Here is an 18,346-nt window from a genome sequence, read left to right as displayed (position 1 = left end):
CCCCCCCCCGCCCCCCCCCCCCCCCGCCCCCCCGACCCCCCCCCCCCCCCCCCCCCCCCCCCCCCCCCCCCCCCCCCCGGGGGGGGCCCCGCCCCGGCGATCAGCTCAGTTCGCGGAGCCCCGCCGGCGGAGGTAGCGCTCGAACTCGCGGGCGATCGAGTCGCCGCTGGCCCGGGACAGGTCGTCCTCGGTGGCCCGCTCCTCCAGGGAGCGGACGTACTCGACGACCTCGGCGTCCTCCTGGGCCATCTCGTCGACGGTGCGCACCCAGTCCTCGGCCTGCTGGGGGAGCACGCCCATGGGCACGGTGAGCTCGAGGACCTCCTCGACCCGCTGCAGCAGCGCCACGGTGGCCCGCGGCGACGGCGGCTGCGAGACGTAGTGGGGGACGGCGGCCCAGAAGCTGATCGCCGGCAGGCCGGCCTGCACGCAGGCGTCCTGGAAGACGCCGAGGATGCCGGTGGGCCCCTCGTAGCGCGAGGTCTCCAGGCCCCAGCGCTGCGCGGCCTCGGCGTCGTAGGCCGAGCCGGTGACCGGCGTCGGGCGGGTGTGCGGCGTGTCGGCGAGCAGCGCGCCCAGGCCGACGACGGTGTGGACGTCGAGCTCGCGGCAGATCTCGATGAGCTCCTCGCAAAAGCCCCGCCAGCGCATGTTCGGCTCGATGCCGCGGATCAGCACGATGTCGCGCTGGCTGCCCTCGGGGCGGGCGACGGAGATGCGGGTCGTCGGCCACTCGATGCGGCGCGAGACGCCGCCGACCAGCGACACCGTCGGCCGGTTGACCTGGAAGTCGTAGTAGTCCTCGGGGTCGAGCGCGGCGAGGGGCGTGGCGTCCCAGATCAGCTCGAGGTGCTCGACGGCTCCGGTGGCGGCGTCACCCGCGTCGTTCCAGCCCTCGAACGCGACCACCGCCACCGCGTCGGTCAGCCGGGGGAGGTCCTCAGGGGTGGACTTGGGGTCGATCACCTCTCCGAGCCTACGTCGGCCGGACCCGCCCCACCGGGTCCCGTGAGGTGCGTGGGGCAGATGCCCGGGAAGGTTCGCCCGACAGGTGGACGGGAAGTGCGATCATGGGTGGGTTGTTCGGGGACGACGAGGCGCCGACCGCCCGTCGAAGTGCCGGAGCCCTGGCGCCCGATGCCGCAGTGGACACTGCCCGCACGACGACCGAGGACCACGATGCCCCCCTCCCCAGCCCTCCGACCGGATGCCACGGCGGAGCTGACCGCCCTGCTCCAGCAGCGGATCCTCGTGCTGGACGGCGCGATGGGCACGGCGATCCAGGCCGAGCGCCCCGACGAGGCCACCTACCGCGGGGAGCGGTTCGCCGACTGGCCGACCCCGCTGGCCGGCAACAACGACCTGCTCAGCCTGACCGCACCGCAGCTGGTGGCCGGCATCCACCGGCAGTACCTCGAGGCCGGCGCCGACGTGGTCGAGACCAACACCTTCAACGCCAACCGCATCTCGCTGGCCGACTACGGCATGTCCGCCCTCGCCGCCGAGCTGAACCTGGCCGCGGCCCGGCTGGCCCGCGCCGAGGCCGACGCGATGACCGCCCGCACCCCGGACCGGCCGCGCTACGTCGCCGGCGCCCTCGGCCCGACCAACCGGACGGCGTCCATCTCGCCCGACGTCAACGACCCGGGCGCCCGCAACGTCACCTACGACGAGCTCGTCGAGACCTACCTGGAGCAGGCGAACGCCCTGGTCGACGGCGGCGCCGACCTGCTGCTGGTCGAGACGGTCTTCGACACGCTCAACGCCAAGGCGGCGATCTTCGCCCTGGAGACGCTGTTCGAGGAGCGCGGCCGCCGCTGGCCGGTCGTCGTCTCCGGCACGATCACCGACGCCTCCGGGCGCACCCTGTCCGGGCAGGTCACCGAGGCGTTCTGGCACTCGGTGCGGCACGCGCGGCCGCTGCTCGTGGGCCTCAACTGCGCGCTGGGCGCCGCGGAGATGCGGCCCTACCTCGCCGAGCTGTCCCGGGTCGCCGACACGTTCGTCTCCTGCTACCCGAACGCCGGGCTGCCCAACGCCTTCGGCGAGTACGACGAGACGCCCGAGCAGACCGCCGCCGTCGTGGGCGAGTTCGCCGAGAGCGGCTTCGTCAACCTCGTCGGCGGCTGCTGCGGCACCACGCCGGCGCACGTCGCCGCGCTCGCCGCCGCGGTGGCCGGCAAGGCGCCGCGCACCCCGGCCGCGGCGCGACCCGCGCTGCGGCTGTCGGGTCTGGAGCCGCTGTCGGTCACCGAGGAGAGCCTGTTCGTCAACGTCGGCGAGCGGACCAACATCACCGGCTCGGCCCGCTTCCGGAACCTGATCAAGGCCGGCGACTACGCCACCGCGCTCACCGTCGCCCGCCAGCAGGTCGAGGCCGGCGCCCAGGTCATCGACGTCAACATGGACGAGGGCATGATCGACGGCGTCGCGGCCATGGACCGCTTCACCAAGCTCGTCGCCACCGAGCCCGACATCTGCCGGGTGCCGCTGATGGTCGACTCCTCGAAGTGGGAGGTCATCGAGGCCGGGCTCAAGACGACCCAGGGCAAGCCGATCGTCAACTCGATCTCCCTCAAGGAGGGCGAGGAGAAGTTCGTCCGCGAGGCCCGGCTGTGCCGCAAGTACGGGGCGGCCGTCGTCGTCATGGCCTTCGACGAGGACGGCCAGGCCGACAACTTCGAGCGCCGCACCCAGATCTGCCGGCGGGCCTACGACATCCTCACCCGGCAGGTCGGCTTCCCGGCCGAGGACATCATCTTCGACCCGAACGTCTTCGCCGTCGCCACGGGCATCGAGGAGCACGCCCGCTACGGCCTGGACTTCATCGAGGCCACCCGCTGGATCAAGGAGAACCTGCCCGGCGCGCTGGTCTCCGGCGGCATCTCCAACGTCTCGTTCTCGTTCCGCGGCAACAACCCCGTGCGCGAGGCGATCCACGCCGTCTTCCTGTACCACGCGATCGCGGCCGGCCTGGACATGGGCATCGTCAACGCCGGGGCGCTGGAGGTCTACGACGAGGTCCACCCCGAGCTGCGGGAGCGGATCGAGGACGTCGTGCTGGCCCGCCGGCCCGACGCGACCGAGCGGCTGCTGGAGATCGCCGGCGACTTCGCCGGCAACGGCGAGGTCAAGGAGGCCGCCGCCGAGGAGTGGCGGTCGCTGCCGGTGGCCGAGCGGATCACCCACGCCCTGGTCAAGGGCATCGACGAGTTCGTCGAGGCCGACACCGAGGAGCTGCGCGCCGAGATCAGCGCCCGCGGCGGCCGGCCGATCGAGGTCATCGAGGGCCCGCTGATGGCCGGCATGAACGTCGTCGGCGACCTGTTCGGCGCCGGCAAGATGTTCCTGCCGCAGGTGGTGAAGTCGGCGCGGGTCATGAAGAAGGCGGTCGCCTACCTCATCCCGTTCATCGAGGCGGAGAAGCAGCCGGGCGACGCCGAGCGCAGCAACGGCAAGGTCGTCATGGCCACCGTCAAGGGCGACGTCCACGACATCGGCAAGAACATCGTCGGCGTCGTCCTGCAGTGCAACAACTACGACGTCGTCGACCTCGGCGTCATGGTGCCGGCGCAGAAGATCCTCGACACCGCCAAGGAGGAGGGCGCCGACATCGTCGGGCTGTCGGGCCTGATCACCCCGTCGCTGGACGAGATGGTCAACCTGGCCACCGAGATGGAGCGGCAGGGCTTCGACATCCCGCTGCTGGTCGGCGGGGCGACGACGTCGCGCGCGCACACCGCGGTCAAGGTCGCCCCGCGCTACCACGGTCCGGTGATCTGGGTGAAGGACGCCTCCCGCTCGGTGCCGGTCGTGGCGTCGCTGCTCTCCGACGAGCAGCGGCCGACGCTGCTGGCGCAGGTCGAGGCCGACTACGAGGCGCTGCGCGAGCGGCACGCCGCGCGGGAGGACACCCGGGCGCTGCTGCCGATCGCCGCGGCCCGCGCGGCCGCCCCGCCGATCGACTGGAGCGGCTACACCCCGCCGCGGCCGCGCATGCTGCTGCAGCAGACCAGGGACGTCTGCACGGGCCCGGGCTGCGACCACCGGCACGGCGACGCCGCGACCCAGCACGTGCGGGTCTTCCGCGACTACCCGCTGGAGGAGCTGCGCGCCTACATCGACTGGCAGCCGTTCTTCCACGCGTGGGAGCTGCGCGGCCGGTTCCCCGACATCCTGCACAACCCGGCCAGCGGCGAGGCGGCGCGGCGGCTCTACGACGACGCGCAGGCGATGCTCGACCGGATCGTCGCCGAAAAGTGGCTGACGGCCAACGGCGTCGTCGGCCTGTTCCCGGCCAACGCCGTGGACGGCGACGACATCGAGGTCTACACCGACGAGTCGCGCACCGCCGTCCGGGCGACGCTGCACCAGCTGCGGCAGCAGACCGAGGGCCGCGACGGGTCGCCGCGCAAGTCGCTGGCCGACTTCGTCGCGCCGAAGGAGTCGGGCCTGCGCGACCACGTGGGGGCGTTCGCGGTCACCGCCGGGCTCGGCTCGGCCGAGCGGGTCGCCGAGTTCAAGGAGGCCAACGACGACTACAGCGCGATCCTGCTCGAGGCGCTGGCCGACCGGCTGGCCGAGGCGTTCGCCGAGCGGCTGCACGAGCGGGTGCGCCGCGAGTTCTGGGGCTACGCCGCCGACGAGCACCTGGCCAACGACGAGCTGATCGCCGAGAAGTACACCGGCATCCGCCCGGCGCCCGGCTACCCGGCCTGCCCGGAGCACACCGAGAAGCAGACCATCTGGGAGCTGCTCGACGTCGAGGCGAACACCGGCATCGAGCTCACCGAGAGCATGGCCATGTGGCCCGGCGCGGCGGTGAGCGGCCTGTACTTCTCCCACCCCGACTCGCGCTACTTCGTGCTGGGCCGCGTCGGCCGCGACCAGGTGGAGGACTACGCCCGCCGCAAGGGCTGGACGGTGGCCGAGGCGGAGAAGTGGCTCTCACCCAACCTCGGCTACCGCACCGAGGACGAGTGACCCGGCGGGCCGCCCGACGGTGAGACGGCGACCCGCGCGGTGCGGCCGCCACCCGCACCGCACGCCGCGAGGGTCGCGACCACGCGGCGCGGGTCGCCGCGGCGGGCGCGCACGGGCCCACCCCTGACACGTGTCACGGGTCGGCCGTGCCGACGGCGGTGCAGGTCGTGAGCGACGGCACCTGTGCCGGGCGGGAGCCGGCGGCAGTCTCGGGGTGACGGCAGGACCGGCCGGAGGAGCGCCGGCCCGCACGATCCCCAGGAGGCACGATGCGGCTCGTCGAGGACCCGGCCGTGGAGGTCCGCGACCTGCGCCGGCGGCACCGCGATTTCGAGGCGGTGCGCGGCATCTCGTTCGAGGTGGGCGCGGGTGAGGTGTTCGCCCTGCTCGGCGTGAACGGCGCCGGCAAGACCTCGGCGCTGGAGGTGGTCGAGGGGCTGGCGCCGGCCGCCGGCGGCTCGGTGCGCGTGCTCGGCGCAGACCCGCTGCGCGAGCGGGCCGCCGTCCGCCCGCGCCTGGGCGTGCTGCTGCAGAGCAGCGGCCTGCCCGGCGACCTCACCGTCGGCGAGACGGTCCGCACCTGGGCGCGCACGCTCACCGATCCGCAGCCGGCCGACGAGGTCCTCGACGCCGTCGGCCTGGCCGACCGCGTGGGCGTGCGGGTGCGCAGCCTGTCCGGGGGCGAGCGGCGCCGCCTCGACCTGGCGCTCGCCGTCCTCGGCCGGCCGCGGGTGCTCGTGCTCGACGAGCCCACCGCCGGGCTGGACCCGGAGAGCCGCCGCGCCGTGTGGGCGCTGGTCCGCCGGCTGGTGGCCGAGGGCACCGCCGTGCTGCTCACCACCCACCACCTGGAGGAGGCCGAGCAGCTCGCCGACCGGATCGCGGTCATGCGGGCCGGCCGGATCGTGCTCAGCGGCACCGCCGAGGAGATCGCGGCCAGCCGGCCGGCGAGCATCCGCTTCACCCTGCCGCCCGGCGCACCGCCGCTGCCCGGCCTGCCCGGCGCCGAGCTGGCGGCCGGCGCGCCGCGGGTCGAGCTGCACGCCAAGCACCTGCAGCCGGCCCTCACCGCGCTGCTGACCTGGGCCGAGGACGCCGGCGTCGCGCTCGGCGGCCTGCAGGCCCGCAGCGCCTCGCTGGAGGACGCCTTCCTCGCCGTCGCCGACGGCGCCGAGCCGGCCGCCGCCTGACCCGGGGCCCGAGAGGAGACGACGACATGACCACCCTGACCACCGCCGGCCCGTCCCGCGCGCGCCGCACCTACGCCCTCGCCGAGGCCGAGACCCGGCTGCTCGTGCGCAACCGCACGGCCCTGTTCAACTCCGTGCTGCTGCCCCTGCTGCTGGTCGCCGCCGTGCCGGCGCTCGGCCTGGAGGGCGACGGCCCGCTCGGCCCGCGGCTGGCGGTGAGCGCCGTCGGGATCACCCTGGTGTTCCTCACCTACTACAACCTGGTCACCACGTTCGTGGCGCGCCGCGAGGAGCTGGTGCTGCAGCGCATGCGCACCGGCGAGCTCAGCGACGCCGAGGTGCTGCTCGGCACCGCCGCGCCGACCCTGCTGGTCACCGTCGGCCAGGTCGCGCTCGTCCTGGCCGGCACCGCCGTCATCGGTGAGTGGGCGGCACCGGTGGACGTCGTCCTGCCCCTGGCCGCGCTGCTGGGCGGGGCCGCGCTGATGGTGCTCCTGGCCGCGGCCAGCGCCGCCTTCACCCGCACCGCGGAGAGCGCGCAGATCACCACGCTGCCGCTGGTGATGGCGGCGACCGCGCTGTCGGGGCTGTTCTTCCCGCTCTCCACGCTGCCGGAGCAGCTGGGCACGGTCGCGCGGCTGCTGCCGCTCACACCGGTCGTCGAGCTGGCCCAGCTGGGGCTGGCCGGCCGCACGTGGGACGGCGAGCTGGTGGACGCCGCCGGCGCCTGGGCGGCCGCGCCCCTGCCGCTGGCCGTGCTGGCCGGCTGGCTCGCCGTCGGCGCGGTGGTGGCGCCCCGCGTGTTCCGGTGGGCGCCGCGTCGATGAGGGTCGGCCGATGACGGCGGCGGAACCCGCGGGCGGTCGGTACGGCAGCATCCTCGCCGTGCCGACCGTCTCGCGCTGGTGGGAGAGCCGCTCCGACCCGCAGCGGCTGGACCTCTACACCCGCTGGTCGTTCTACGGCTGGCTCGGGCTCACCCCGCTGCTCGGGCTGCTCACCACGGCTCCCGCGGCCGCGGCTGCGGGAGCCGTGGCCGGGCTCTTCGTCGCCGGCTCGACGGTCGTCGGGGTGCTGGGCGTCCTGATCGCCCGCGCCGGCCTGGCGGCGCCGCGGGGGACGGCGGCGCCCCGCCGGCTGGTGGCCGGGGCCGCGGCCGCGGGGCTGGCCACCGCCGCGGTGGCCGTCGCGGCCATCCGCCACGCCGAGAACGGGCCCCTGGAGTGGGGCGTGGCCCTGCCGTGCGCGATGGTGCTCACCGCCTGCTCCCCGTTCTGGCCGGCCCGGCTGCTGGCATTGCTGGCCGCGGGGGTCGGCGTGCTGGTCGGCGGCGTCGCGCTGGCGACCAGGGGTGACCCCGCGGTCGCCGTCGTCCTCGCGGTGGTGTTCGGCACCACCACCGCCGCGGTGGCGACCGCGTTCCGCTTCTCCGTGTGGGTGCTCGACGTCGTCGTCGAGATGGACCGCACCCGCGGCGTGCAGCTGCAGCTGGCGGTGGCCGAGGAGCGGCTGCGGTTCGCGCGCGACCTGCACGACGTGATGGGCCGCAACCTCTCGGCGATCGCGGTGAAGAGCCAGCTGGCCGGCGAGCTGGTGCGCCGGCAGCGGCCGGAGGCCGCCGACGAGCTCACCGACATCAGCCGCATCGCCGAGCAGTCGCTGCGGGAGGTCCGCGACGTCGTCCGCGGGTACCGGACCGCCGACCTGGCCGGCGAGCTGGCCGGCGCCCGGTCGGTGCTCCGCGCCGCCGGCGTGGACTGCCGGGTCGAGGGGGAGGAGCACGGCGCCGGGCTGCCCGAGCCCGTGCAGACGGCGCTCGGGTGGGGGGTGCGGGAGGCGGTCACCAACGTGCTGCGGCACAGCCGGGCCGGGACGTGCACGATCACGCTGGCCGTCGACGACGGCACGGCGCGGCTGCGCGTCGTCAACGACGGGGTCGGGCCGGACGTCGCCCGGTGGGGCGACGGCCTCTCCGGCCTGGCCGAGCGGCTGGCCGGCGCCGGCGGACGGCTCGACGCCGCCGCGGCGGGCGACACGTTCGTCCTCACCGCCGCGGTGCCGGTGCACGGGCGGGTGACGGCGTGATCCGGGTGCTGCTCGCCGACGACGAGAACCTCATCCGCTCGGCCCTGGCGGCGCTGCTGGCGCTCGAGGACGACATCGAGGTGGTCGCCCAGGCCGCGTCGGGCGCCGAGGCGCTCGCCATGGCGCGCGCGCACACCCCCGACGTCGCCGTCCTGGACCTGCAGATGCCCGACCGGGACGGCATCTCCGTCGCCGCGGAGCTGGCCGGGCTGCTGCCCGGTTGCGCGTGCGTGATCGTCACCGGGCACGGCCGGGCCGGGCACCTCAAGCGGGCGCTGTCGGCCGGGGTCCGGGGCTTCCTCCCCAAGACCGTGCAGGCCGGCGTGCTCACCGACGTCGTCCGCAGCGTCCACCGCGGTGGCCGGTACGTCGACCCCGAGCTCGCCGCCGAGGCGATCAGCGCCGGGGACAACCCGCTCACGCCCCGGGAGGCCGACGTGCTCGAACTGGCCGCCACCGGGGCGCCGGTCGAGGAGATCGCCGCGCGCATCCACCTGTCGCCGGGCACCGTCCGCAACCACCTCTCGGCCGCGGCGACCAAGCTCGGTGCGCCCAACCGGCACGCGGCCGTGGCGGCCGCCCGCCGGCACGGCTGGATCTGAGGAGGCCGGCCGGGCGCATCCGTACCCTGGACGCCGATGAGCACCGCGCAGCCGCTCCGGGCGGTCCTGTTCGACATGGACGGCACCCTGGTCGAGAGCGAGGAGCTCTGGGGTGACGCGCTGGCCGCGCTGGCCCTCCGGCACGGGGGAGAGGTCTCGGCGCCGGCGCGGGCGCGCACCGTGGGCACGAGCATGCCGGTCGCGCTCGGCATCCTCTACGACGACCTCGGCCTCCCGGCCGACGAGGAGCAGCTGCTCGCCGACACCGAGTGGGTGGAGGACCTCATGGTCGAGCTGCTCGACCGCGACCTGCGCTGGCAGCCCGGCGCCCGCGAGCTGCTCACCGAGGTCCGCGCGGCCGGCATCCCGACCGCCCTGGTGACGACGACGCCGCGCCGGCTCGCCACCGCGGTGCTCGGCCGCATGTCCGACGACCTCGGCACCGACTTCGCCGTCACCGTCTGCGGGGACGAGGTGCCGGCCGCCAAGCCCGACCCCGCGCCGTACCGCCAGGCGATGGCCGCGCTCGCCGTCGCGCCCGAGGAGTGCGTGGTGGTCGAGGACTCGCACGCCGGGGCGAGCGCGGGCCTCGCGGCCGGCGCCGCGGTGCTCGGGGTGCCGTCGCTGCAGCCGCTGCGCCCGGCGCCCGGGCTGGTCCTGCGCTCCTCGCTGGTCGGCGTCGGCCTCGACGAGCTGGCCGACGTCCTCGCCGCGCGCGACCTGGCCGCCTGATGCCCGCCGCCCGGCCGCGCCTGCACTTCACCGCCGGCTCGGGGTGGATCAACGACCCGCTCGGCCTGACCCACCGGGACGGCACCTACCACCTCTGGTTCCAGCACGTGCCCGGCTCCGCGGAGTGGGGCCCGGCCTGCTCCTGGGGGTACGCCACCAGCCCCGACCTGCTCACCTGGTCGGAGGGCGCGATCGCCCTGGCGCCGGGGGAGGGGGACGGCGGCTGCTGGTCGGGCAGCGTGGTGACCGGCGCCGACGGCGGGCTGCGCCTGTTCTACACGTCGGTCGCCGAGCCCGACCTCGGCGTCGGCCGGGTGCGCACCGCCCGGCCGGCCGACGCCGCGCTCACCGCCTGGCGCAAGGACCCCGGCACCGCGGTGGAGCTGCCGCCGGGCGTGCGGGCCCGCCAGTTCCGCGACCCGTACGTGTTCGCCGAGGACGGGCGCTGGTGGATGCTCGTCGGGGCCGGCCTGGACGACGGCACCGCGACCGCGCTGACCTACGTCTCCGACGACCTGGTGTCCTGGCGGCACGTCGGCCCGCTCGCCGCACGGCACCGGGACGAGACCGACCCGGTGTGGACCGGCGCCATGTGGGAGTGCCCGCAGCTGCTGCGCGTCGGCGACCGCCACCTGCTGGTCGTCTCGGTCTGGGACGACGGCGAGCTGCACTCGGTGGCCTGCGCCGTGGGCCGCTTCGCCGAGGGCCGGTTCACCGCCGCCTCGTGGCACCGGATCGGCTGGGGGAGCGCCCACTACGCGGCCTCGGCGTTCCGCGACCGCGACGGCCGGCCCGGGCTGGTGTTCTGGCTGCGCGGCATCGCCGACCCGGCCGGCGGCTGGACCGGCGCGACCAGCCTGCCCTACCTGCTCGGCCTCGACGGCGACCGGCCGGTGCTCACCCCGCACGACGCGGTGGCCGAGCGCCGGACGGCGCCGGAGCCCGCGGCCGCGCTGGAGGCGGTCTGGCGCCCCGCGGCCGGCGGGGACGAGCTGCACCTCGCCGACGCCGACGGCGGTCCACCGCTGGCGCGGATGCGGTGGGACGGCGACCGGGTGGTGGTGGCCGGCGCCGTGCTGCCCCACGCCGGCGGCGAGCTGCGGCTGCTGCTCGACGGTCCGGTGCTGGAGGTCTGCGGACCGGCCGGCGTGCTGGCCGTGCCGGTGGCCGGCGGCTCCGGTGCCGCCCGGCCGGTCGGCGCCGGCGGCCTGACCTGGTGGACCCTGCGGTAGCTCAGTCGCGCTCGACGATCGGCAGGGTGGCCCAGCCGGCCCGCGCGGCGGCGTCGGCCGGGAACGGCGGAGGCGTGCCCCCGAACGACGGGCACAGCGCCTGGTGGTCGCACCAGCCGCACAGCCGGCTCGGGCTCGGCCGGAAGTCACCGGTGGCGACCGCGCGCTCGATCGCCGTCCAGATGGCCTGCAGGGTGCGCTCGAAGCGGACCAGCTCGCCCTCGTCGGGGGAGTAGGTCAGCGCGTCGCCGTCGCCGAGGTAGATCAGCTTGAGCTGGCTGGCGACGACGCCGCGCACCCGCCAGAGCACCAGCGCGTAGAACTTCATCTGGAACAGCGCCTTGGCCTCGAAGGCCTCGCGGGGCATCGCGCCGGTCTTGTAGTCGACCACCCGCAGCGCGCCGTTGGGCGCGACGTCGAGCCGGTCGACGTAGCCGCGCAGCAGCAGCCCGTCGGGCAGCGTCACCTCGACCAGCTGCTCGCGGCCGTCGGGCTGGATGCGGGTCGGGTCCTCCAGCCGGAAGTAGGTCTCGACCAGCCGGCCGGCCGAGGCCAGCCACGCCTCGAGCGGCTCGGCCGGCGCGTCGTCGCCGCCGCCCTCGGTGAAGAGGTCGGCGATCTCGGGATCGGCGCGCAGCTCCTCCCAGGCGGGCGCGATCAGCTCCTGGGCCGCGGCGGGCGTGCGCTGCGCCGCGGGCAGGTCGTAGAGCTTCTCGAGCACCGCGTGCACCAGCGTGCCGCGGACCGCCGCCCGGCTCCTGCGCTCGGGCAGCCGGTCGATCGTGCGGAAGCGGTAGAGGAGGGGACAGGTCTTGAAGTCGGCCGCCCGGCTCGGGGAGAGCGAGGGCCGGCGCGGGGTCGCCGTCGTGTCGACCGTCGGGTCGACGGGCGCGTCCGGGGAAGAGGCAGCGCCGTCCTCGGGCTGCCCGGTCTGCACTCGGCTGCCGTGCGCCGAGTCCTGCGCCATCGCCGTCATGCCTCCGAGGCTAGGTCGCGGCGCCGACAGTTCCGAGCCCCCGGGCCGCAGCAGGGGACAGGGGTCACACCCGCCCCGCCGTACGCTGGCCTCCCGTGACCACGGAGCAGGAGACCGTCCCCGGCTCGTTCGCCGCCGGCGACCGGGTGCAGCTGACCGACCCGAAGGGACGGCTGCACACCGTCGTCCTGCAGCCGGGCAAGCAGTTCCACACCCACCGCGGGGCGATCGAGCACGACGACCTCATCGGCGCCCCGGAGGGCTCGGTCGTCTTCTCGACGGCGAACACCGGCTACCTGGCGTTCCGGCCGCTGCTGGCCGACTTCGTGCTCTCCATGCCGCGCGGCGCCCAGGTGATCTACCCCAAGGACGCCGCCCAGATCGTCGGCTTCGGCGACATCGGCCCCGGCATGCGGGTGCTCGAGGCCGGCGCCGGCTCCGGCGCGCTCACCTGCTCGCTGCTGCGCGCGGTGGGCGAGCGGGGGTCGGTGACCAGCTACGAGCGGCGCGAGGACTTCGCCGACGTCGCCCGCGCCAACGTCGGCGCCTTCTTCGGGGAGGTGCCCGGCAACTGGTCGCTGCGCCTGGGCGACCTGGCCGAGCACCCGGCCGAGGAGGTCGTCGACCGCGTCGTGCTCGACATGCTCGAGCCCTGGGCGGTGCTGCCCACGGTCGCCGCGGCGCTGCGGCCCGGCGGTGTCCTGATCGGCTACGTGGCGACGACGACCCAGCTGTCCACCTACGTCGAGGCGCTGCGCGAGCAGGGCGTGTGGACCGAGCCGCACGCCTGGGAGAGCCTGCTGCGGCCGTGGCACGCCGTCGGGCTCGCCGTCCGCCCCGAGCACCGGATGGTGGCGCACACCGCGTTCCTGGTGACCGCGCGGCGGCTGGCCGAGGGCACCGTGGCCCCTCTGCGGCAGCGCCGTCCCCAAAGGAACTGAACGGTCCGCGGAACGCGGCGTAACGGTTCGGCGCAGGCGTCCCATCCCTGCGCGAGCCCCGGGCACGCTGTCGGTCGGCGTGTATAGATTTGCGTCCTGGCTCCCCCGAATGTGTGCGGAGGTGCGCGATGGGCCTGGGTCCCGAGGAACCGCGGGCGCGACGTGAGCGTGACGTCGCCAGCCTGCTGAGTCAGATCTCCTACCTGGAGGAGGAGATCGCCCTCCTGCGCCGCAAGGTCGCCGACAGCCCCCGTCAGGTCCGCGCCCTCGAGGAGCGGGTCGCCGAGGCCGAGGGACGGGCGGCGTTCCTGTCCGAGCGCAACGACAAGCTCGCCGGCACGCTGCGCGACGCCCGCGAGCAGCTGGTGACGCTCAAGGAGGAGGTCGACCGGCTCGGCCAGCCGCCGTCGGGCTACGGCGTCTTCCTCGGGCGCTTCGAGGACGGCACCGTCGACGTCTTCACCGGCGGCCGCAAGCTGCGCGTCTCGGTCTCGCCGAACGTCGAGCTCGACATCCTGCGCCCCGGCCAGGAGGTCATGCTCAACGAGGCCATGAACGTCGTCGAGGCGCTCGGCTTCGAGAAGGCCGGCGACGTCGTCATGCTCAAGGAGCTGCTCGAGCCGGTCGACGGGGTCACCCCGCGGGCGCTGGTCATCGGGCACACCGACGAGGAGCGGGTCGTCTACCTGGCCGACTCGCTCACCGACCAGCCGCTGCGGGTCGGCGACTCCCTGCTGCTCGAGTCGCGCTCGGGCTACGCCTACGAGCGGATCCCCAAGAGCGAGGTCGAGGAGCTCGTCCTCGAGGAGGTCCCCGACATCGACTACGGCGACATCGGCGGGCTGTCCCGGCAGATCGAGCAGATCCGCGACGCCGTCGAGCTGCCGTTCCTGCACGCCGACCTGTTCCGCGAGTACCAGCTGCGCCCGCCGAAGGGCATCCTGCTCTACGGCCCGCCCGGCTGCGGGAAGACGCTCATCGCCAAGGCGGTCGCCAACTCGCTGGCCAAGAAGGTCGCCGCCGTCCGCGGGGAGGAGAGCCCCAACTCCGGTCGCTCCTACTTCCTGAACATCAAGGGCCCGGAGCTGCTCAACAAGTACGTCGGCGAGACCGAGCGGCACATCCGGCTGGTGTTCCAGCGGGCGCGGGAGAAGGCCAGCGAGGGCACGCCGGTCATCGTGTTCTTCGACGAGATGGACTCGATCTTCCGCACCCGCGGGTCGGGCGTCTCCTCCGACGTCGAGTCGACGATCGTGCCGCAGCTGCTCAGCGAGATCGACGGCGTCGAGGGCCTCGAGAACGTCATCGTCATCGGCGCCTCCAACCGCGAGGACATGATCGACCCGGCGATCCTGCGGCCGGGCCGGCTCGACGTGAAGATCAAGATCGAGCGCCCCGACGCCGAGGCCGCCCGCGACATCTTCAGCAAGTACCTCAAGGCCGACCTGCCGCTGCACCCCGACGACCTGGCCGAGCACGGCGGCAACCGCGACTCCACGATCACGGAGATGATCCAGCGCACCGTGGAGCGCATGTACACCGAGAGCGAGGAGAACCGCTTCCTCGAGGTGACCTACGCCAACGGTGACAAGGAGGTCCTGTACTTCAAGGACTTCAACTCCGGGGCGATGCTGCAGAACATCGTCGACCGCGCCAAGAAGATGGCCATCAAGGAGCACCTGGAGACCGCCACGGCGGGGCTGCGGGTCGGCCACCTCATGCAGGCCTGCGTCGACGAGTTCAAGGAGAACGAGGACCTGCCCAACACCACCAACCCCGACGACTGGGCGCGGATCTCGGGCAAGAAGGGCGAGCGGATCGTCTACATCCGCACGCTCATCAGCGGCAAGGGCACCGAGTCCGGTCGCGCGATCGACACCGCGACCAACACCGGTCAGTACCTGTAGGAGGACCCTGCCGCAGGGCCGCTCCGGTGGCCCGGCTCCCTCCGCGGGGTGCCGGGCCGCCGGCGTCGCGAGCCGGTCACGTCGTGCGTGACCGCATTGCGCACCGACGCCGTCCGTGGTTGCTTGCCGGACGACGGGACGGCGACTCGGGGGACGGGCATGAGGCGGTCGGGCTGGACGCTGGCGGCGGCGGCCGTGCTGCTGCTGGGCGGCTGCACGAGCACCGTCACCGGGCAGGCCGCCTTCGGCGGGGAGGACCCCGCCAAGCCCGAGGTGCCGCCCGCCGGGCTGGGCGGCCCCGACCCCGGCGCCGACCCGGTGGTGGGCACCTGCTACACGATCGCGCCCGGCCAGCAGGACGACCCGCTCGACCCGCCGCCCCCGGTGGAGTGCGCGGGGGAGCACAACGCCGAGACGGCGGCGGTCGACGACGGCCCGTTCCAGGAGGGGGACCCCTACCCCTCGGCGGCCGAGGTCGAGGACCCCGACGGCGCGATCGCCACGGCGCTGGAGGACATCTGCACCTTCGACGTCCTCACCGAGTACCTCGGCGGCGACGACCTCGACGACCCGTACGCCTTCTTCGCCCCGTACCTGCCCAACCAGGAGCAGTGGGACGCCGGCGCCCGCTGGGTGCGCTGCGACGTCTTCTACGGCTACACCGAGCCCGAGCCGGCACCCGGCGTCATCGCCGGGGCGCTGGAGGGCAGCGACGCCGCCGCCTACCGGGCCTGCTTCGTCGGCACACCGGAGACGTGGGACGTCGTCCCGTGCTCGCAGCCGCACGACGCCGAGCCGATCGGGGCCTACGCCGACGTCGACGACGACGCGCCGTACCCGGCCGACGTCACCGCCCGGCAGGCGCTGGCCCAGCAGTGCACCGCCGACGCGCAGGCCTACATCGGCGGGACGATGCCGATCGGCTACGCCGTCGACGTCTACGTGGGCAGCCAGGTGGACTGGCAGGAGAGCGGCCCGCTGGCTCAGTGCGTGCTGGTGCCGGCGGGCGGCGGGCGGACCTCGACCAGCGTCCGGGGCTGAGGAGGAGCCCGGGCGGTGCGGCGGCCTAGGGTTGGGGCATGAGCGTGCGGCGGGTCATGGGCACCGAGGTGGAGTACGGCATCTCGGTGCCCGGTCAGCCGACCGCGAACCCGACGACGCTGTCCAGCCAGGTCGTGAACGCGTGGGCGGTGGCCGAGGCGCCGACGCCGCGCCGTCCGCGCTGGGACTTCGAGGAGGAGTCGCCGTTGCGCGACGCCCGCGGGTTCGACCTCTCCCCGGCGCAGGCGCTCGACCACACCGACCTCGACGAGGACTCGGGGATGGCCAACGTCATCCTCACCAACGGCGCCCGGCTCTACGTCGACCACGCCCACCCGGAGTACTCGACGCCCGAGGTGACCAACCCGCGCGACGTCGTCCTCTGGGACAAGGCGGGGGAGCAGGTGATGGCCGAGGCGGCCCGCCGGGCCGCGCGCGTGCCCGGCACCCAGCCGATCCAGCTGTACAAGAACAACACCGACGGCAAGGGCGCCTCCTACGGCGCCCACGAGAACTACCTGATGGACCGGCGGACGCCGTTCATCGACATCATCCGCGGGCTGGTGCCCTTCTTCGTGACCCGGCAGGTGTTCGCCGGCGCCGGGCGGGTGGGGATCGGCACCGAGAGCCGCACGCAGGGCTTCCAGATCTCGCAGCGGGCCGACTTCTTCGAGGTCGAGGTGGGCCTGGAGACGACGCTCAAGCGGCCGATCATCAACACCCGCGACGAGCCGCACGCCGACGCCGACAAGTACCGCCGGCTGCACGTGATCATCGGCGACGCCAACCTGTCGGAGCTGTCGACGTACCTCAAGGTCGGGACGACGTCGCTGGTGCTGGCGATGATCGAGGCGCGGGCGCTGACCGAGACGCTGGCGCTCGAGGAGCCGGTGGCCGAGCTGCAGGCGATCAGCCACGACCCGTCGCTGACCCACCGGGTGCGGCTGCGCGACGGCCGGCGGATGACCGGCCTGGAGCTGCAGTGGCTCTACCTGGAGCAGGCGCAGAAGTTCGTCGAGGAGCGGGGCGACGCCGACGAGCAGACCGGGGACGTGCTGCGCCGCTGGGCCGAGGTGCTCGACGACCTCGGCGTCGACCCGCTGCGCTGCGCCGACCGGCTGGACTGGCCGGCCAAGCTGCGGCTGCTGGAGGGCTTCCGCAGCCGCGACGCGCTGGCGTGGGGCGACGCGCGGCTGCAGGCGGTCGACCTGCAGTACTCCGACGTCCGGCCGGAGAAGGGGCTCTACCACCGGCTGGTGGCGCGCGGGTCGATGCAGCGGCTGCTGTCCGACGACGAGGTCGCGCGGGCGATGACGGCGCCGCCGACCGACACCCGCGCCTTCTTCCGGGGCGAGTGCCTGCGGCGGTACCCGGCCCAGGTGGCCGCCGCCTCCTGGGACTCGGTGGTGTTCGACCTCGGCCGGGAGAACCTGGTGCGGATCCCGACGATGGAGCCGCTGCGGGGCACCCGGGAGCACGTCGGCGCGCTGTTCGAGTCGACGTCGTCGGCCCAGGAGCTGGTCGACACCATCACCGGCGGCTGACGCCGGCCCGCTCCACCACCACGCTCGGGTGACCGTGGATGTCACCTGGGGCGGGTACGTTGCTGCTCTAGCACCAGCCACGAGCTACGGAGGCACCGATGGCCACCAGGGACACCGGCGGGCAGCAGCGGGCGACCAAGACGCGCGAGGAGACCGAGGAAGTCGAGGCCTCGGTCGACACGGAGGTCGCCGAGCGGCACAAGGAGGTGACCGAGGACATCGACTCGATCCTGGACGAGATCGACGAGGTCCTCGAGGAGAACTCCGAGGAGTTCGTGCGTAGTTACGTACAAAAGGGAGGGGAGTGACCAAGATCGTTTTCTGCGGATCTCGGTCACATGGAGACGAAGTTCTGCCGCGACTGCGGTGCTCACCGTCCCGTGTCCGAGTTCAGCAAGAACAAGCGGTCCCGAGATGGACTGGCGTTCTACTGCCGCGCCCACCTGGCGGAGCGCTCGGCGCGTAGTCGTGAAGCACGCCGCGTAGAACCTCGCAAACACCGCTTCGCCCCACCGGGACTTGCGATCCCGGAAGGCCACAAGTGTGCCCGGACTGCTCCTCCGTGAAGCCGCTGGAGCAGTTCCCACGCACCGTCGCCTCCCGGACGGGGCGAGCCACTTACTGCCTGCCCTGCCACAACGAGCGGGGCAAGGTGTCGAGGGACAAGGTCGGCGGTTCCCGGACCTACCACCTGACCCGCCGGTACGGGATCTCCGCGCAAGAGGCGGATCTGATGCTCGAGGCGCAGGGTGGCCTGTGCGCGATCTGCGAGCTCGCTCCGGCCGCGCATGTCGACCACGACCACGAGACCGGCGCGGTGCGGCAGCTGCTCTGCTTCAACTGCAACGGCGGTCTCGGCCAGTTCAAGGACGACCCCGCGGTCATGCGCGCGGCGGCGGCGTACGTCGAGCGGCACCGCGACCCGGCATCCGGGGCCGAGGAGGAGTCGGCCCGCCCTGCCCGAGCGCCCCGGCGGCGGGCCACGTGGCGGCAGTTCGGGATGTGCCGCCACGGGCTGTCGGACCTGTGGGAGTTCGAGCAAGAAGGCTGACCGGGCCTCCACCGCGCGTTCGCCCGAGGCGGACAGCCGCGTCGTCGGGCCGCCGGTAGGGT

At 74.2% G+C, this 18,346-nt stretch carries 15 protein-coding genes; 13 read left to right on the top strand and 2 right to left on the bottom strand.

Features of this window, described 5'->3' with window-relative positions:
• Nucleotides 1–105 precede the first annotated feature (105 nt).
• Nucleotides 106–966: a PAC2 family protein gene (locus tag ACI8AF_RS24215; RefSeq protein ID WP_456542326.1), complete on the bottom strand. Its 861-nt coding sequence runs from the start codon at nt 964–966 to the stop codon at nt 106–108.
• 213 nt (nt 967–1,179) lie between these two features.
• On the opposite strand from ACI8AF_RS24215, the gene metH reads away from it, so the two are divergent.
• From metH to ACI8AF_RS24180, 7 genes are all read left to right on the top strand, one after another.
• On the top strand, nt 1,180–4,983 hold the full coding sequence (gene metH, locus ACI8AF_RS24210; protein ID WP_456542325.1) for a methionine synthase: 3,804 nt from the start codon (nt 1,180–1,182) through the stop codon (nt 4,981–4,983).
• Between the two features lie 269 nt (nt 4,984–5,252).
• Nucleotides 5,253–6,173 carry an ABC transporter ATP-binding protein gene (locus ACI8AF_RS24205; protein WP_456542324.1) on the top strand — a complete coding sequence of 307 codons (921 nt, stop codon included), beginning with the start codon at nt 5,253–5,255 and terminating at the stop codon, nt 6,171–6,173.
• Nucleotides 6,174–6,199: 26 nt separating this feature from the next.
• The gene (locus ACI8AF_RS24200; protein ID WP_456542323.1) at nt 6,200–7,000 is read left to right on the top strand and encodes an ABC transporter permease; all 801 of its coding nucleotides are present in this window, start codon (nt 6,200–6,202) and stop codon (nt 6,998–7,000) included.
• A 58-nt stretch (nt 7,001–7,058) separates the two neighbouring features.
• Nucleotides 7,059–8,258 carry a sensor histidine kinase gene (locus ACI8AF_RS24195; protein WP_456542322.1) on the top strand — a complete coding sequence of 400 codons (1,200 nt, stop codon included), beginning with the start codon at nt 7,059–7,061 and terminating at the stop codon, nt 8,256–8,258.
• Nucleotides 8,255–8,860 carry a response regulator transcription factor gene (locus ACI8AF_RS24190; protein ID WP_456542321.1) on the top strand — a complete coding sequence of 202 codons (606 nt, stop codon included), beginning with the start codon at nt 8,255–8,257 and terminating at the stop codon, nt 8,858–8,860. The genes ACI8AF_RS24195 and ACI8AF_RS24190 overlap by 4 nt, the downstream gene beginning before the upstream one ends.
• Before the next feature lie 36 nt (nt 8,861–8,896).
• Complete coding sequence (locus ACI8AF_RS24185; protein WP_456542320.1) at nt 8,897–9,592, top strand: HAD family hydrolase; 696 nt, start codon at nt 8,897–8,899, stop codon at nt 9,590–9,592.
• Complete coding sequence (locus tag ACI8AF_RS24180) at nt 9,592–10,824, top strand: glycoside hydrolase family 32 protein (RefSeq protein ID WP_456542319.1); 1,233 nt, start codon at nt 9,592–9,594, stop codon at nt 10,822–10,824. The genes ACI8AF_RS24185 and ACI8AF_RS24180 overlap by 1 nt, the downstream gene beginning before the upstream one ends.
• 1 nt (nt 10,825) lies before the next feature.
• On the opposite strand, the gene ACI8AF_RS24175 is transcribed toward ACI8AF_RS24180, so the two are convergent.
• The gene (locus ACI8AF_RS24175) at nt 10,826–11,800 is read right to left on the bottom strand and encodes a RecB family exonuclease (protein WP_456542318.1); all 975 of its coding nucleotides are present in this window, start codon (nt 11,798–11,800) and stop codon (nt 10,826–10,828) included.
• Nucleotides 11,801–11,895: 95 nt separating this feature from the next.
• On the opposite strand from ACI8AF_RS24175, the gene ACI8AF_RS24170 reads away from it, so the two are divergent.
• From ACI8AF_RS24170 to ACI8AF_RS24145, 6 genes are all read left to right on the top strand, one after another.
• Nucleotides 11,896–12,741: a tRNA (adenine-N1)-methyltransferase gene (locus tag ACI8AF_RS24170; RefSeq protein WP_456542317.1), complete on the top strand. Its 846-nt coding sequence runs from the start codon at nt 11,896–11,898 to the stop codon at nt 12,739–12,741.
• A 128-nt stretch (nt 12,742–12,869) separates the two neighbouring features.
• On the top strand, nt 12,870–14,648 hold the full coding sequence (gene arc, locus ACI8AF_RS24165; RefSeq protein WP_456542316.1) for a proteasome ATPase: 1,779 nt from the start codon (nt 12,870–12,872) through the stop codon (nt 14,646–14,648).
• 159 nt (nt 14,649–14,807) lie between these two features.
• Nucleotides 14,808–15,689 (top strand): septum formation family protein, encoded by an 882-nt coding sequence (locus tag ACI8AF_RS24160; RefSeq protein WP_456542315.1) that lies wholly within the window; start codon nt 14,808–14,810, stop codon nt 15,687–15,689.
• A gap of 38 nt (nt 15,690–15,727) precedes the next feature.
• Nucleotides 15,728–17,233 (top strand): depupylase/deamidase Dop, encoded by a 1,506-nt coding sequence (dop, locus tag ACI8AF_RS24155; protein WP_456542314.1) that lies wholly within the window; start codon nt 15,728–15,730, stop codon nt 17,231–17,233.
• Nucleotides 17,234–17,331: 98 nt separating this feature from the next.
• Complete coding sequence (locus ACI8AF_RS24150) at nt 17,332–17,541, top strand: ubiquitin-like protein Pup (protein WP_456542313.1); 210 nt, start codon at nt 17,332–17,334, stop codon at nt 17,539–17,541.
• A gap of 344 nt (nt 17,542–17,885) precedes the next feature.
• Nucleotides 17,886–18,284, top strand: coding sequence for an endonuclease VII domain-containing protein (locus tag ACI8AF_RS24145; protein ID WP_456542312.1), 399 nt, complete (start codon nt 17,886–17,888; stop codon nt 18,282–18,284).
• Nucleotides 18,285–18,346: the final 62 nt, after the last annotated feature.

It is taken from the genome of Blastococcus sp. SYSU D00669 (assembly GCF_054050715.1).
Note: the sequence above shows the minus strand (reverse complement) of the source record. Positions and strands in the feature narration are given on the sequence as shown.

Bases quoted from the DNA above. Each gene is read 5' to 3' on its own strand.
- metH (WP_456542325.1), top strand. From the start codon at position 1,180: ATGCCCCCCTCCCCAGCCCTCCGACCGGATGCCACGGCGGAGCTGACC.
- ACI8AF_RS24205 (WP_456542324.1), top strand. From the start codon at position 5,253: ATGCGGCTCGTCGAGGACCCGGCCGTGGAGGTCCGCGACCTGCGCCGG.
- ACI8AF_RS24200 (WP_456542323.1), top strand. From the start codon at position 6,200: ATGACCACCCTGACCACCGCCGGCCCGTCCCGCGCGCGCCGCACCTAC.
- ACI8AF_RS24185 (WP_456542320.1), top strand. From the start codon at position 8,897: ATGAGCACCGCGCAGCCGCTCCGGGCGGTCCTGTTCGACATGGACGGC.
- ACI8AF_RS24180 (WP_456542319.1), top strand. From the start codon at position 9,592: ATGCCCGCCGCCCGGCCGCGCCTGCACTTCACCGCCGGCTCGGGGTGG.
- ACI8AF_RS24175 (WP_456542318.1), bottom strand. From the start codon at position 11,800: ATGACGGCGATGGCGCAGGACTCGGCGCACGGCAGCCGAGTGCAGACC.
- arc (WP_456542316.1), top strand. From the start codon at position 12,870: ATGGGCCTGGGTCCCGAGGAACCGCGGGCGCGACGTGAGCGTGACGTC.
- ACI8AF_RS24160 (WP_456542315.1), top strand. From the start codon at position 14,808: ATGAGGCGGTCGGGCTGGACGCTGGCGGCGGCGGCCGTGCTGCTGCTG.
- dop (WP_456542314.1), top strand. From the start codon at position 15,728: ATGAGCGTGCGGCGGGTCATGGGCACCGAGGTGGAGTACGGCATCTCG.
- ACI8AF_RS24150 (WP_456542313.1), top strand. From the start codon at position 17,332: ATGGCCACCAGGGACACCGGCGGGCAGCAGCGGGCGACCAAGACGCGC.